Here is a 14,426-nt window from a genome sequence, read left to right on the forward strand (position 1 = left end):
ATCGAGTATAATAGCAGCGACTATCCGGTTGAAAAAAAAAAAATCGATGATAAGAGTGGTAAGTTGCTGTCAAAAATTACAATTACCTATATTTAAGTATGATAAATAGAAACCGTTTTTTGAGACACTACCATAACTATAGTACCGGTAAATTTTTTATCGGTATCGTTGTTTTAATTTAAAAAAATTCACATATTTGTGAAAATAATAATAACCAATCGAAGGGATCATTACGATGCCGATGAAGTTTCTTTGTCGGCATCGATCGTTTTAAAATCCTCGTACCATTCCTGTACACTTGGGAAAATCAGTTGAGAGGTTTTCTGAATCGGATTGTAAAACAAAGACTTATCCATCGTTTCCTGCGATAGGAAATAATTATTGATGTTAATTTTCTGGAAAAGATTTAGTAATATACTCAGGATTAAAGCCATTTTTAAGATTCCGAAAACACCGCCGGCAATCGTATTTAACCAGCCCATTTGCGCAAAACTGGCAATTCCGGTAAATAGTTTGGCTAATAGGATTATGCCCACAACAACGAGGATAAATGTGAGTCCGAAAGCAGTTACTTCAATATACTTCGGATTCCAGGAAACAAGATTCTCGATAAACGATCGTACCAGATGCGAAAATTTGATTGCCAGAATAATCCCTACAATCAAAGAGACCAGGGAGGCAAACGCAGTAAACAATCCCTGGCGGAAACCCTGGATAAATCCGTATAGTAAAACAGCGGCAAGTAGAATGTCAAAAAAGCTCATGGAGTATAGTGTAAAAAGCAAAGATAAAAGAAATAAGAAAAGCATAGCGGAACTTAGTATCTTTGCAGCTTATTTTTGATAAAACACTTCCGTTGGGAAGTTAAAATGAGATACGATGTCAAGAGACGAACAATTAAAACAGCGTTGGGATACGCTGGTCACGATATTATCCGAACGTTTTGCCGATGGCGAAATGTTGGATCTGGATGCAATCATTTACCTGATCGGCGTTCAGGAACTGGGAAAAATTAAAACAAAATTCAAAAAAGACGAAAAGATCAATCTGATGCATATCGCGATCTGTCGTCTGTTGGAACCCTATGGTTATTATGAATTTTCTTTTTTTGACGAAGACGGCTGGCCGCATTATACGGTAAAAGAGCAATTACCGCCCTTAAAAGCAGGGGAACAATCGGTGTTGATGAAAGAGGCTATTGTAAATTATTTCCTTGAAAAAGGATTGATCGAATAAAACAAAAAAAGGACAAAAGGCACAATTTACCGGTAAATTAATCAGCAAAAGCAGTAGAATCTGAATCCAAAATCCGTAAATTTGCCCTTTATTGACAGAACGATGATTGATAAGATTAAAGAATACATTAGCGAAGCGCAGGCTTTTACTACAGATAATAAAGAAACCCTGGAAACATTCCGTATCAAGTTCTTAGGAAGCAAAGGCCTCCTGAAAGACTTGTTTGCCGAATTTAAAAATGTTCCCAACGATCAGAAAAAAGAATTCGGTCAGGTGATCAACCTATTGAAAACAACCGCGGAAGATAAAGTAAAATCCATTCAGGATGCTTTAGAAAGTAAAGAAGAAACTAAAGGTATTTATGGCGATTTGTCGCGTCCGGGCGAACCATTGGTGATCGGATCACGCCATCCGATTTCAATTGTAAAAAATCAGATTGTCGATATTTTTTCCAATATCGGATTCAACGTTTCCGAAGGTCCGGAAATCGAAGACGACTGGCATAACTTTACCGCGTTAAATTTACCGGAATACCATCCGGCGCGCGATATGCAGGATACGTTCTTTATCCAGACCAATCCGGATATATTATTGCGTACCCATACGTCATCTGTTCAGGTGCGGTATATGGAAGATAATAAGCCGCCAATCCGAACCATTTCTCCGGGAAGAGTGTTCCGTAACGAAGCAGTGTCATCCCGTTCACACTGTATTTTCCATCAGGTGGAAGGTTTGTATATTGATCAGAATGTTTCGTTTGCCGATTTAAAACAGACCTTGTTGTATTTTACAAAAGAGATGTTCGGAAAATCGAAAATCCGTCTGCGTCCATCCTATTTCCCATTCACCGAGCCAAGTGCTGAAGTGGATATTTACTGGGGATTAAAAACCGAAACCGATTACCGTATTACCAAAGGAACCGGTTGGCTGGAAATTATGGGATGTGGAATGGTCGATCCGAATGTTTTGAAAAACTGTGGCATCGATGCCGATAAATACAACGGATTCGCTTTCGGTATGGGTATCGAACGAATTGCCATGTTGCTATATCAAATCGGAGACATTCGTATGTTCTATGAAAATGACGTCCGGTTTTTAGAACAATTCAAATCCAGCATTTAAAAAATAAAAAAGCGAATAGGTCACACTATTCGCTTTTACACTATTATACCCCGTTAAAAAATGAAAAAAGATATCACGATCCCAAAAGTAAAAAATGTATATGTAGCCGCTATTCAGGAGTGGAACGACGACTTTATGGAAAATTCATGGTATGCCTATCTGATTAACGACAGCGATGTAAAATTGGAAATGGCATTGGTGGTTTCCAGAGCCTATGGGAAAATAAACGGTGAAGACCGTAAAACCGGAACCTTCCGTCACGCTTTTAAAGAAGTAGAGCCAAACTCGTCTGTTAAAATCGAATTGCTGGAAAACAATGTCCTGCAGTTAAACAATGAATTTATGGTAACCTATTTTCAGGACGGGAAATTATTCGATAAAACCTATGTCTTCCGCACCAATACGATTAATGATAAAGCATTAGTCGATCTTCCGGTGATGACAAAAAGAGGAATTTTAGGGAAGTAATTTTAGGGTAGGAATTGGTCTGTTCGCGAAATTTTTCCAACTTTATGGAAAATTTACAGCACCATCCGCATGAGAAAGATTCTTTTTTGCTTCCTTTTACTTCAGACAGCCACGCTGTTTTCGCAAAAAAATAACTACGCACAATTCGTAAATCCTTTTATAGGAACCGGAGGTCATGGTCATACCTTTCCCGGAGCAACGATTCCGTTTGGAATGGTGCAGCTTTCACCCGATACCCGTATCGACGGTAGTTGGGACGGATGTAGCGGTTACCATTATTCCGATTCGGTTATCTATGGTTTTTCGCATACGCACCTAAACGGTACCGGAGTTTCCGATTTCGGGGACATCATGCTGATGCCTACTATGGGGGAACCCCAACTCAATAGCGATCAGTATCGCTCGCCGTTTTCGCATAAAAACGAAAAAGCATCGGCTGGCTATTATGCCGTAAAACTCGATAACCACAATATTGATGTCCGCTTAACCGCTACTACTCGTGTAGGCTTACAGGAATATACGTTTAATCAATCGGGTAAGGCAAATATTATTCTGGATCTGAATCATCGCGACAAACTGTTAATGGGCGATGTTCGGATAATCGACAATCAGACCATTGAAGTCCTTCGCAGAAGTGAAGCCTGGGCAAGGGATCAATATGTGTATGCACGAATGGTGTTCAGCGTGCCGATGCAAATTACCAATGTCCGCAATAATGGATTCGCACCACCCAAAAATACCGATACCTTTTTTGCCGGATCCCAACTAGCGATAAGTTTTTCGAAAGAAGTAAAAAAAGGGGAAAAGATTCTGGTAAAAGTAGCGTTATCGCCTACGGGTTATGAAGGAGCTAAAAAAAACCTGCTGGCCGAAATGCCCGACTGGAATTTCGATGCCGTAAAAAAACAGGCGGAAACCATTTGGAATATAGAGCTGTCCAAAATTGAAATTACAACTTCCGATAAAGACAAAAAAACAATTTTCTATACCGCATTATACCACACCATGATGCAACCCAACATCGCTATGGATGTGGATGGGCTGTATCGCGGACGTGACAACGAATTACACAAAGCCGAGGGGTTCGAGTATTATACCGTCTTTTCGCTTTGGGATACATTCAGGGGTGCGCATCCGCTGTACACGCTTATCGATAAAAAAAGAACAGCCGATTATTGCAATACGTTTATCAAACAATACGAACAGGGTGGTCGTTTGCCGGTTTGGGAACTGGCGTCCAATGAAACCGATTGCATGATCGGGTATCATTCGGTCTCGGTACTCGCCGATGCGATGGCAAAAGGAATTAAAGGGTTTGATTATGAAAAAGCGTTTCAGGCGGCCAAACATAGCGCCATGCTGGATCACCTGGGATTGGAGGCCTATAAAAAAAATGGTTTTATCAGTATTGACGACGAACACGAGAGTGTTTCCAAAACGTTGGAATATGCCTACGATGACTGGTGTATCGCACAAATGGCGATGTTGTTAAACAAAGTGGATGATTATCATTATTTTATCAAACGTTCGCAAAACTGGAAAAATATTTTTGACAATCAGATTGGATTTATGCGCCCCAAGAAAAACGGTGGTTGGGACAAACCATTTGATCCAAGAGAAGTGAATAACAATTTTACGGAAGGAAACAGTTGGCAGTATTCCTTTTTTGTACCTCAGGATATACCGGGTATGATTGAAGCCTATGGTGGAAAGGATGCATTTGAGAAAAAACTCGACGCAATGTTTGTGGCGCCTTCGGAAACAACCGGCAGGGAACAGGTCGATATTACCGGACTGATAGGGCAATATGCGCACGGGAACGAACCGAGTCATCATATGGCCTATTTGTATAATGCGATCGGAAAACCGGAAAAGACGGCCGAAAAAGTAAAATACATTCTCGATACCTTTTATAAAAATACCCCGGACGGATTGATCGGAAATGAAGATTGCGGACAAATGAGTGCGTGGTATATTCTGAGTAGTATGGGGATTTATGCCGTTACACCGGGATTACCCGTATGGAGTACGACCACACCTTATTTTGATAAAGTGCTGATTCATCTGGAAGATGGAACCACGCGAACCATTACCAAAAAAACAACGGCAGATAAACTTAAAAATCTGGGATTGAATGCGGATGTTGTAGTAGTGAATACCAATGCGTCGGATAAGATTGTGCCGGTTCCGGTAATTGAAGCCGAAAGTAAAGCGTTTAAAGACAAACAGACGATTACGATCCGTTCCGGAGACAAGGAGGATAAACTATATTATTCGGATGGTTCCGCTTCGCAAAAACAATTTGTTCCGTATACCAAACCGGTTACGATTGGGAAATCGGCAGTTATTCGCGCCTATGCCGAAAATAACGGAAAGAAAAGTGCAACTGTAGAAGCGTCCTATTTTAAAAAGGAAAACGACTGGACGGTGACGATTGCTTCTAAAAATCATTCGCAATACCACGCGGGTGGACCGGATGGATTGATAGACGGGATTCTCGGTACCGAAAATTGGCGGAAAGGGGATTGGCAAGGCTATCAGGGGCAAAATTTTGAAGCGGTGATCGATCTGAATAAAGTGCAATCGGTTTCACAAATTGATGCCCGTTTTTTACAGGATAGCCGTGCGTGGATTCTAATGCCGGTTAAGGTGGATTATTTCCTTTCAGATGATAATATAAATTTTAAACCGGTAGCTACGGTAATCAATACACTTGATGCTAAAAATACCGATGTGGCAATTCGTTCGTTTAAAGCGGCTTTCAAAAACAGTACGGCGCGTTATGTAAAAATAGTAGCCTATAATTATGGGAAATTACCAGACTGGCATCAGGGTGCGGGTGGCGATGCCTATATTTTTATTGATGAAATTCAGGTAAAATAAAAAACTCTTGTCTGAATAAAAAACACCTGACAGGTTTTCAAAACCTGTCAGGTGTTATATAGGGAATTCTTGACTTTTTACTCTTTTACCGGGAAAAGCAAGGAAGCTACAACCGATACAATCAAAATACCACCTACGATTAGTAACGAAACCGGAGAGGAGATATGAAAGAACGGGGAGATAAGCATTTTAATACCGATAAAACTCAAAATAACGGCTAATCCGTACTTTAATCGGCTAAACATATACATGAAGTTGGCCAAAAGGAAATAAAGCGCTCTAAGGCCTAAAATTGCAAAAATATTCGACGTGTACAGGATAAACGGATCGTCCGGAGCAATAGCGAAGATCGCCGGAATACTATCGACTGCAAAAATAAGATCTGTAAATTCGATTACCGCAACAACAACCAATAACGGTGTTGCCATTTTGATTCCGTTTTCAATCGTGAAAAACTTATCACCATCGTAGTTTTCGCTTACTTTAAAAAAGCGATGAACTAGTCGGGCACCGGGACTTTTGGTAAAGTCTTTGTCACCGTCGTCACCATCTTCGGCAAACCAGGATTTGATACCGGCAACAACCAGGAAAATCCCAAAAATGGATAGCACTACATTAATTCGGGCGGCATGACCAAAAAGATCCATTTCCGGTAAGTAGGTCATATTGATCAATTCCACACCGGTGAAAATAAAAATCGCACGGAATACTAACGCACCGATGATTCCCCAAAAAAGTACTTTATGATGTAGTTCTTTCGGCACATTAAAAAAACCGAAAACAAGAATAAACACAAAGAGGTTGTCGACCGATAGCGCTTTTTCGATCCAGTAGGCCGATTGAAACTGGGTGAATTGTTCCAATCCCATAAAGTAATAGATAACCCCGCTAAAGCCCATAGCCAGCGAGATCCATACGATAGACCAGATAAGTGCTTCGCGGTTGGAAACCACATGACTCTTCTTGTTAAAAACACCAAGATCGAGCAATAGCATGATAAAAATGATAACGGAAAAAGCGGTTAGAATACCCGGATGATTGATTAAATGATCCATTGTTGGTTTTTTTAGTTTTTGCGAAAATATGACTTCTTTTTTTACCCAAGGGAAAAGGGTGTAAGTTATTGTTTTTCAGGTTGTTATAAGGTTTGTTTTGCAGGTGCTTACAAATAAAAAAGAATCCTAAAAAGATTTTAAAATATTGATTTTCAGTAGTTTAAAATCTTTTTAGGATCCTGAGAACGGTATTTTTAGCGTAAACGGGTAAAAATAAAATTTTTTAATCCAATTTTTCCGTCAGTTTTTTAAATACTTTTTTCGGTTCTTTTCCTTCGTATAAGATGTCGTAAACGGCATCTATAATTGGCGTTTTGGCTTTGTATTCTTCGTTTAATTTATGGGCACTTTTGGTCGCATAGTAACCCTCGGCAACCATACTCATTTCCATTTGCGCCGATTTTACCGTATAGCCTTTTCCAATCATGTTTCCAAACATACGGTTACGGGAAAAAACAGAATATCCGGTTACGAGTAAATCACCCAGATAAGCCGAATCGTTAATGTTGCGCTTCATTTTGTGTACTTTTTTGATAAACTTTTTCATCTCGCGGATCGCATTGCTCATCAATAAAGCCTGAAAATTATCGCCATAACCCAAACCGTGTGCAATTCCGGCGGCAATGGAATAGATGTTTTTCAACATCGCGGCATATTCGGTACCGACAATATCGTCCGAAATTTTGGTTTTAATATAATGACTGTTTAGATTTTTGGCCATTCCTTTGGCGGTTTTCATATCGCCACAGGCTATTGTCAGATACGATAAACGCTCCAAAGCTACTTCTTCTGCGTGACACGGACCGGTAATAACGCCAATATTGTCGTATGGAATGTTATAGGTTTTATGAAAATGTTCACCAACAATCAGACTGGTTTCCGGAACTATCCCTTTAATTGCTGAAAAAATGATCTTGTTTTCAAGGCTAACCGTTAGTTTTTCCAGTTCCCCGCTTAAAAAAGCCGATGGAATGGCAAAAATCACATAATCGGCATAAGCAACCGCCTCATTTATATCGTTGGTTAAAAGTAATTTAGTAGTATCGAATTCAACAGAACTCAGGTAATTCGGATTGTGTCTGTTTTGTTTGATATGTTCGATAGCATAGGTACTTCTCATGTACCACGCTATCTCCGAAAGGTTTACGCATAACATCTTTGCAATGGCCGTAGCCCAACTTCCCCCGCCTATTACTGCAAATTTTGGATGGTCACTCATTATCGATTTCAATTTATGAATCCAAATGTACTTAAAAACATAGGAAGTACAAAGTATAGGCTGTAAAAGTGCTTCCCACTGTTAAAATCCAATCCGAAAATCCGAAAAAAGAAAAGTGGCACGCAAATTGGTTACCGTGTTATAACAAAAACCCCGAAGTTATGAAAACGATAAAATTACTTTTAGCTTTAGTCATTACACCCATACTGTTATCGTCTTGTTCTATAAACTATGATGACGGTTATGTTGGCGGAAATGAAACACTTCCGCAACTGATGAACCGTTATGAATTGTGGTATGTGGATTACAACCGGACAACCGGAAACGGAGAGATACCTTTTTTGTCACGGGCTTTTACGATTTCGTTTGTCGATGGAACGTTATTCGCAAATAACAACCTGGTCGGAATCGGTTCTACCGGAAACGGCTATGGAATAAATGTGGGTTATTATGATTTTTATCCGGAAACCATTCGTTTTTTTCACAGTGTCTACGGACAATATAATCTGGAAGTACATCGATTGAGTGCCAATGAAATCCGATTATACGACCGAAATCAGAATACGTCCTATTATCTGGTTGGTTACCAACGCAATGGATTTGATTACAACCGTTTGTTTTACGATAATATTACTTATTTCCTACAGGAATACAAAGCCTGGGAAAAAGTATATACCAGTCAGTATGGTGCTTTAAACGATTTTGATCATGAAAATTTTCTCCAGTTTCTATCCAGTGGAAATAATTTCAGATCGTCACAAAGTACGCCTGGAACGCCAGTAAATAACATTTATTGGGATTTTACAGGACTATACGGAATCCATAATATCTACGGAAATCCTAATGCGAAAAATTTAACATTAGATTATGATTTCTGGGGCAATGAAGCGTTTCGATTAACCGTTATTAATGACAGTAGAATTCGATTGTTTCATCAGGCTTCGGGTACGACCTACGAATTTCAGGGAAGAGGATTTATCCAGTACCTTAAAGAAGGCGGATTGAAGCGTGTTAAACAGGAGGAACTCAAGTTAAGTTAAAATAAGTTACTATTTTTTGTTTTTGGTGAAGAAAGGCGCTCCGGATTTTTTTCGGGAGCGCCTTTCGTTTTAGAATACGGAAAGGATTAGTAACTCATTTCTACGATTTCGCGTACTTTTTCAAGGGTGATGTTCTGACGTTCGCCCATCGCTTTCCATCCTCTTTCCTGAAAACGATCGACGATAAAATCGGCTGTTTTTTGATAGTCGAGGGTATAATTGGAAATTTTGGTATCCATTCCCATCGTATGGAAAAACTGAACGGTTTTTTCGATGGCCTGAGTGGCTTTTTCTTCTACCGTTTCGCCGGTTACCTTCCAGATCCGTTCGCCGTATTGTGCCAGTTTTTCTTTTTTGGTTTCAAACAACACACGGTATAGGTTTGGACCGATAATAGCCAGAGTTCGGGCATGATCAATTTCGTATAAGGCGGTTAGTTCATGCCCGATCATATGCGTTGCCCAATCGGTTGGAACGCCTTTTTGAATTAATCCGTTTAAGGCCATCGTACAGCTCCACATAAAGTTGGCTGCCAATTTATAGTCGGTTGGATTTTCTACCACATCCGGTCCGATTTCAACTAAGGTTTGTAAGATACCTTCGGCGATACGATCCTGTAATAAAGCATCGTGCGGATAGGTAAGGTATTGTTCCATAACATGCGTAAAAGCATCCACCACACCGTTTTGTAACTGGCGTTTTGGTAAGGATGCTATAACCGTAGGATCACAGATGGAAAATTTCGGAAATAAGGCCGAACCGCCAAACGATAGTTTTTCCTGCGTTTCGTTAATGGTGATCACCGCTCCGGAGTTCATTTCACTTCCTGTAGCCGGTAAGGTTAATACCGTTCCAAACGGCATCGCGTTTTCTTTGATCAATAATCGTTTGTGAAGGATTTCCATTGGATTTCCGTCGAAATGTACGGCTGCCGATATAAATTTGACACCGTCGATAACCGAACCACCGCCAACAGCCAGGATAAAATCCAGTTTTTGTTCGCGGATTACCGTTACGGCTTTCATCAGGGTTTCGTAGCGCGGATTGGGTTCGATACCGCCAAATTCTACGATTTCAAAACCTTCTAAAGCGGCTTTAACCTGATCGTAAACACCGTTTTTAAAGATGCTTCCGCCACCATAAGCCAGTAAAATTTTGCTGTTTTTCGGAACCAACTGTCCTAGTTTTTCCGTTTGCCCTTTCCCAAAAATTAAGTTGGTCGGGTTATATAATTCGAAGTTTAACATAGTATATTTTTTAACAAAGGTATTTAACGTGCCAGCAAATGACGTTAATATAATGATAAAATAAACTGCCGTTTGTCGGTTGTTTTAATAGCGTTGTTGATATAATGATCTGGTTTTTAAGTGTTTGAATATTTGTGTGTAAATTTGTGTGTAAATTTGTGTATAACCAATTAAATCGTTGATGATGAAAACAATAGTACGCTCACTGCTATTTTGCAGCGCCTTGTTGTTCATGGCTGCCTGCGAAAACGAACCGGTTGTTTCCAATACTCCGGGTTCTGAAATGAACAAAACGGAAAATACCGTTTTTGATGTTTCCAATGCCTGTTATACTACCGATCTGATGGCAGGGCAATTTTACCTTGCCGGGAATGTTTATGTGAAAATGGATGCGAATAATGTGTATGTAATTTATAATGCTATAAATGACTGGAAGATAAAAGCAACACATTTGTATGTGGGCGCTTGTAATCTGATTCCGCAAACAAGTACCGGAAATCCGATTCCGGGGAAATTTCCATTGGCTACAAATAATCCTTCGGGTGTACAACAGGTGGTGTATACGATTGCTAAGTCCGGATTAGGCGATTGCTTTTGTATTGCAGCACATGCCGAAGTATCCAGACCGGGTCAGAGTGAAACCGCCTGGGCGAAAGGGGATAACTTTCCAGGTAATAACTGGGCGATGTTTTTTAGTATTTGTAAATCCAATTGTCTGGATGAAGAGCAACACTAATGATTACTTTTTATAGAATAGGTTGTGATCGATATATTCCCATACTTTAACCGGTAACATTGGTTTGATGTTTTTACCGTTTTTGATATTGTCGCGAATAAAAGTTGAAGACAATTCAATTACCGGAGCGCCAACCCGATGGATTTTCGGATGGTTGATAAATTCCCCGGAGATGACTTCGGATGAAATGCGCGGATAAACAAAAATAGTGTGGTTTTGAAGGATTACTTCGTAGTTTTTCCATTTGTGAAGTGAATTCAGGTTGTCTTCACCCATAATCAGAGAAAATTCATGGTTTGGATATTTCTCCTGTAAATGCGCCAATGTGTTTACCGTATAATTGGGTTGTGACAGCTTGAATTCTATATCGGAAGGCTTTATTTTGGGATAGTCTTCGGTTGCCAGAAAAACCATTTGCAGACGATGGTAGTCGTCCAGCAAACTAGTTTTCTTTTTGTGCGGATTATGTGGCGTTACAACCATCCATATCTGGTCCATATCCGTGTTTTCGGCCATATGATTGGCAATGATCAGGTGTCCGATATGAATGGGATTGAAAGTTCCGAAATAAAGCCCTATTTTCATGGGAGTTCTATTGCTTATTGTACGAAATCGCGAACCAGTTCGTAAGCCTCCTGTTTGGCGGTATCGAGATCGTAATTTTTAATGATTCGATCAAATTGCGGTGCCGTAGCCAATTCTACCGAAGCTTTTGCGATGCGCATGTTGATTTTGTCTTCGCTTTCGGTGGAACGTTTTTTCAAACGGATTTTCAGCTCGTCAATACTTGGCGGCTTTACAAAAACAGCTAACGTTTGTTCCGGAAATTTTTTCTTAATACGCAATCCGCCGGCTACATCGATGTCGAAAATAACATTTTTTCCTTTGGCCCAGATACGTTCCACTTCGGTTTTTAGTGTACCATAAAAATTATCGCGGTATACTTCTTCCCATTCCAGAAAATCTTCGGCTTTGATATGTTTTTTAAAATCTTCGAGTGAAATAAAGTAATAATCGGTTCCGTCGATCTCTTCACCTCTCGGTGCGCGGGACGTAGCCGATATGGAAAATTCCAGGTTTAAATCGTCTTTTCCTAATAAATGTCTGACAATGGTTGTTTTTCCCGAACCCGATGGTGCCGAGAAAACAATTAATTTTCCTCCTGTATTCATTGTTGTATTGTTGGGTACCGTAGTTATAAAACGTTTAGTACTTGTTCTTTAATTTTTTCTAATTCGTCTTTCATCTGTACCACCAGTTTCTGCATACCGGCATGGTTGGATTTGGATCCCATAGTGTTGATTTCACGGCCCATTTCCTGGGTGATAAAACCAAGTTTACGTCCGTTGGCTTCATTTCCGGATAACGTTTCCAAAAAATAATCCAGGTGGTTGCCCAAACGAACTTTCTCTTCGGTGATATCCAGTTTTTCCAGATAGTAGATTAATTCCTGTTCAAAACGATTTTCATCAACATTGGCCTGCAATTCGTTGATGGCATTTTGCAAACGCTCTTTAATCAGCTGGATTCGTTCCGGATCCAATAGCAGTGCCTGTTCCATAAACGAACGGATATTGCCAATTCGCAAACGGAATTCTTTTTCCAGAGAAGCACCTTCGTCTTTTCTGAAATTATTGATGTTTACCAATGCATCGTTAATAACCGACTGAATCTGTTGCCATTCGTTTTCGTCAATTTCGTCTCTTTCCGTTTTTAAAGCATCGGGCATTCGTACGGCCATTTTCATTAATTCCGTAGCATCGGCTTCCGGTAAAATGTCCCGCATCTGACGGATATACGCTTTTACAATCGGAGCATTCACTTTGGTAGAAGTCTCTTCTCCTGTTACTTCAATATACATCGAGAAATCCACCTTACCGCGTTCCAGTTGCTGTGCGATCTGGTTGCGTAGACCCAGTTCCATTTCGCGGAAAACAGACGGCATCCGAACATTAAGATCCAGACCTTTGCTGTTTAAGGATTTGATTTCTATGGTAATTTTCTTGGTTGGCAATTGCAAAGATGCTTTACCAAAACCCGTCATCGATTGTATCATATAAAAATGTAATAGCTACAAATGTACTAAAAAGAGTTTAGTCTGTTAAAAAACTTAATCAAAGCCTTTTGATTCCGTTGGTTTTACTTTTTTCTGTGTAACCAGATAAACCCCGGTAAAGATCAGTAAAGACGAGCCGATTTTAACCCAGCTTAATTCGTCTTTCCCTAGTCCGATCGCAAAAACGGAAGCGAAAAACGGTTGCAGGTAAATAAAAACGGCTACCGTGGTAGGTTTTAATTCCCGCATGGATAGCAGGTTTAACAGATAGGTTAAAAACGTTGAGATCACAATCACAAAACCGATTTTCCAGTAAATGTCAAACGGAACGGAAGGCCAGTCGATTTGCTGGAATTCCTGCCAGCCAAATGGGGTAACCATCAGAAATCCAAACAGGTAAATCCATTTTACAAAGGCGTAGGCGCTGTATTTGTCCATTAATTTTTTAACCAGAATCAGATAAAAACCATAGGATACCGCGTTGATAAAGACCAAAAAGTTACCCAAAGCAGCATTTGGTGCATTGATCATGGATCGACCGTATAAAATCAAAAGCAAGGTTCCGGCCAGGCCGAGGATAATGCCGAAGATCTTTTGACGCTGCATTTTCTCTTTCATGATAAAAGCCGACAAAACGAGTACGATCATTGGTGTGGTCACCATTAATACGGCGCCCATAATCGGGGAAGTATAGCTCAGGCCTTTAAAAAACGTTAGCATATTAAAAGCCACACCAAAAAATGCCGCTGCAATAATCCGTGGGAAATCTTTTAAGTCGATTTTCTGACTTTGCGACGGATTTGCCAGTGCCATTCCGAGTGCGGTGAGCCAGAATAATACCGTCGAACCGCCAACGCGCATAAAAATAAAACCGAACGCATCCACATACGTCGGCATCACATCTTTGGCGATAGTAAATGTAACACCATAAATAATAGCTACCATCCAGGCAGCCATCAAAGCATAGGTTCGTTTGCTCATTTAGCTTACAAAAGCAATCGCTGCTTCGATTACTTTGGGACTATTGCCTACAAATGCTTTTCCGTCGGCCAAAATAACCGGACGGTTTAAAAAGGTGTAGTGTTCCAGGATATACCGTTTAAAATCCGGTTCGGATAAGGTCTCATTTTTAAGCCCCATTTCTTTATAGAGTTTGGCTCTTTTGCTAAATAGTGTTTCATAACTGCCCGTTAGCGCATGAATTTCCTCCAGTTGCTTTACGGTAATCGGACTTTCTTTGATGTCTTGTAATACAAAGGTATCCAGATTGGGAATTGTCTTTAAGATGCGCTTACAGGTATCGCAGGTTTTTAAATAGTATATTTTTCTCATGGTATGTTCCGTACTATAATACAACTGCAAAA

15 protein-coding genes are annotated in these 14,426 nt (G+C 40.0%); 6 read left to right on the top strand and 9 right to left on the bottom strand.

Annotated elements, in window-relative coordinates:
* Positions 1–230 precede the first annotated feature (230 nt).
* Positions 231–764: a CvpA family protein gene (locus E6C50_RS14980; RefSeq protein WP_136404048.1), complete on the bottom strand. Its 534-nt coding sequence runs from the start codon at positions 762–764 to the stop codon at positions 231–233.
* A gap of 115 nt (positions 765–879) precedes the next feature.
* Between E6C50_RS14980 and E6C50_RS14985 the strand changes: the two genes are divergently transcribed.
* The 4 genes from E6C50_RS14985 to E6C50_RS15000 all read left to right on the top strand — a co-directional run bounded on the left by E6C50_RS14985 (position 880) and on the right by E6C50_RS15000 (position 5,709).
* Positions 880–1,236: a hypothetical protein gene (locus E6C50_RS14985; protein WP_136404049.1), complete on the top strand. Its 357-nt coding sequence runs from the start codon at positions 880–882 to the stop codon at positions 1,234–1,236.
* Between the two features lie 102 nt (positions 1,237–1,338).
* Entirely contained in the window at positions 1,339–2,358 is a 1,020-nt protein-coding gene (gene pheS, locus E6C50_RS14990) for a phenylalanine--tRNA ligase subunit alpha (RefSeq protein WP_136404050.1), read from the top strand.
* Between the two features lie 60 nt (positions 2,359–2,418).
* Positions 2,419–2,826 (top strand): hypothetical protein, encoded by a 408-nt coding sequence (locus E6C50_RS14995; RefSeq protein WP_136404051.1) that lies wholly within the window; start codon positions 2,419–2,421, stop codon positions 2,824–2,826.
* Between the two features lie 69 nt (positions 2,827–2,895).
* Positions 2,896–5,709 (top strand): GH92 family glycosyl hydrolase, encoded by a 2,814-nt coding sequence (locus tag E6C50_RS15000; RefSeq protein ID WP_136404052.1) that lies wholly within the window; start codon positions 2,896–2,898, stop codon positions 5,707–5,709.
* Between the two features lie 77 nt (positions 5,710–5,786).
* On the opposite strand, the gene E6C50_RS15005 is transcribed toward E6C50_RS15000, so the two are convergent.
* Together E6C50_RS15005 and E6C50_RS15010 are read right to left on the bottom strand one after the other, a co-directional pair.
* Positions 5,787–6,764 carry a TerC family protein gene (locus E6C50_RS15005; RefSeq protein WP_136404053.1) on the bottom strand — a complete coding sequence of 326 codons (978 nt, stop codon included), beginning with the start codon at positions 6,762–6,764 and terminating at the stop codon, positions 5,787–5,789.
* 223 nt (positions 6,765–6,987) lie between these two features.
* Complete coding sequence (locus E6C50_RS15010; RefSeq protein WP_136404054.1) at positions 6,988–7,983, bottom strand: NAD(P)H-dependent glycerol-3-phosphate dehydrogenase; 996 nt, start codon at positions 7,981–7,983, stop codon at positions 6,988–6,990.
* Between the two features lie 161 nt (positions 7,984–8,144).
* Between E6C50_RS15010 and E6C50_RS15015 the strand changes: the two genes are divergently transcribed.
* Positions 8,145–9,023: a nicotinic acid mononucleotide adenyltransferase gene (locus tag E6C50_RS15015; RefSeq protein ID WP_136404055.1), complete on the top strand. Its 879-nt coding sequence runs from the start codon at positions 8,145–8,147 to the stop codon at positions 9,021–9,023.
* 86 nt (positions 9,024–9,109) lie between these two features.
* Here the strand turns inward: E6C50_RS15015 and E6C50_RS15020 are convergent, their stop codons facing one another.
* Entirely contained in the window at positions 9,110–10,270 is a 1,161-nt protein-coding gene (locus E6C50_RS15020; RefSeq protein ID WP_136404056.1) for an iron-containing alcohol dehydrogenase, read from the bottom strand.
* A gap of 184 nt (positions 10,271–10,454) precedes the next feature.
* On the opposite strand from E6C50_RS15020, the gene E6C50_RS15025 reads away from it, so the two are divergent.
* On the top strand, positions 10,455–11,006 hold the full coding sequence (locus tag E6C50_RS15025) for a hypothetical protein (protein WP_136404057.1): 552 nt from the start codon (positions 10,455–10,457) through the stop codon (positions 11,004–11,006).
* 3 nt (positions 11,007–11,009) lie between these two features.
* Here E6C50_RS15025 and nadD read toward each other — a convergent pair whose 3' ends face one another.
* Genes nadD through E6C50_RS15050 form a run of 5 tightly spaced genes read right to left on the bottom strand, consistent with a single transcriptional unit; the run spans position 11,010 to position 14,394 of the window.
* Positions 11,010–11,591 (bottom strand): nicotinate (nicotinamide) nucleotide adenylyltransferase, encoded by a 582-nt coding sequence (gene nadD, locus E6C50_RS15030; RefSeq protein WP_136404058.1) that lies wholly within the window; start codon positions 11,589–11,591, stop codon positions 11,010–11,012.
* 14 nt (positions 11,592–11,605) lie between these two features.
* A complete protein-coding gene (gene gmk, locus E6C50_RS15035) occupies positions 11,606–12,178 on the bottom strand; it encodes a guanylate kinase (protein ID WP_136404059.1) in 573 nt (190 codons plus the stop codon).
* Positions 12,179–12,201: 23 nt separating this feature from the next.
* Positions 12,202–13,062 carry a YicC/YloC family endoribonuclease gene (locus tag E6C50_RS15040; protein WP_136404060.1) on the bottom strand — a complete coding sequence of 287 codons (861 nt, stop codon included), beginning with the start codon at positions 13,060–13,062 and terminating at the stop codon, positions 12,202–12,204.
* A gap of 54 nt (positions 13,063–13,116) precedes the next feature.
* A complete protein-coding gene (locus E6C50_RS15045) occupies positions 13,117–14,043 on the bottom strand; it encodes a DMT family transporter (RefSeq protein ID WP_136404061.1) in 927 nt (308 codons plus the stop codon).
* Positions 14,044–14,394 carry an arsenate reductase family protein gene (locus E6C50_RS15050; protein ID WP_136404062.1) on the bottom strand — a complete coding sequence of 117 codons (351 nt, stop codon included), beginning with the start codon at positions 14,392–14,394 and terminating at the stop codon, positions 14,044–14,046.
* Between the last annotated feature and the right edge of the window lie 32 nt (positions 14,395–14,426).

Origin of the sequence: Flavobacterium supellecticarium, assembly GCF_004801375.1 — a bacterium.
GTDB classification, from domain to species: Bacteria; Bacteroidota; Bacteroidia; order Flavobacteriales; family Flavobacteriaceae; genus Flavobacterium; species Flavobacterium supellecticarium.

Bases quoted from the DNA above. Each gene is read 5' to 3' on its own strand.
- E6C50_RS14985 (WP_136404049.1), top strand. From the start codon at position 880: ATGTCAAGAGACGAACAATTAAAACAGCGTTGGGATACGCTGGTCACG.
- E6C50_RS15050 (WP_136404062.1), bottom strand. From the start codon at position 14,394: ATGAGAAAAATATACTATTTAAAAACCTGCGATACCTGTAAGCGCATC.
- E6C50_RS15010 (WP_136404054.1), bottom strand. From the start codon at position 7,983: ATGAGTGACCATCCAAAATTTGCAGTAATAGGCGGGGGAAGTTGGGCT.
- E6C50_RS15020 (WP_136404056.1), bottom strand. From the start codon at position 10,270: ATGTTAAACTTCGAATTATATAACCCGACCAACTTAATTTTTGGGAAA.
- E6C50_RS15045 (WP_136404061.1), bottom strand. From the start codon at position 14,043: ATGAGCAAACGAACCTATGCTTTGATGGCTGCCTGGATGGTAGCTATT.
- gmk (WP_136404059.1), bottom strand. From the start codon at position 12,178: ATGAATACAGGAGGAAAATTAATTGTTTTCTCGGCACCATCGGGTTCG.
- E6C50_RS15000 (WP_136404052.1), top strand. From the start codon at position 2,896: ATGAGAAAGATTCTTTTTTGCTTCCTTTTACTTCAGACAGCCACGCTG.
- pheS (WP_136404050.1), top strand. From the start codon at position 1,339: ATGATTGATAAGATTAAAGAATACATTAGCGAAGCGCAGGCTTTTACT.
- E6C50_RS15025 (WP_136404057.1), top strand. From the start codon at position 10,455: ATGAAAACAATAGTACGCTCACTGCTATTTTGCAGCGCCTTGTTGTTC.
- E6C50_RS15005 (WP_136404053.1), bottom strand. From the start codon at position 6,764: ATGGATCATTTAATCAATCATCCGGGTATTCTAACCGCTTTTTCCGTT.
- E6C50_RS14995 (WP_136404051.1), top strand. From the start codon at position 2,419: ATGAAAAAAGATATCACGATCCCAAAAGTAAAAAATGTATATGTAGCC.
- nadD (WP_136404058.1), bottom strand. From the start codon at position 11,591: ATGAAAATAGGGCTTTATTTCGGAACTTTCAATCCCATTCATATCGGA.
- E6C50_RS14980 (WP_136404048.1), bottom strand. From the start codon at position 764: ATGAGCTTTTTTGACATTCTACTTGCCGCTGTTTTACTATACGGATTT.
- E6C50_RS15015 (WP_136404055.1), top strand. From the start codon at position 8,145: ATGAAAACGATAAAATTACTTTTAGCTTTAGTCATTACACCCATACTG.
- E6C50_RS15040 (WP_136404060.1), bottom strand. From the start codon at position 13,062: ATGATACAATCGATGACGGGTTTTGGTAAAGCATCTTTGCAATTGCCA.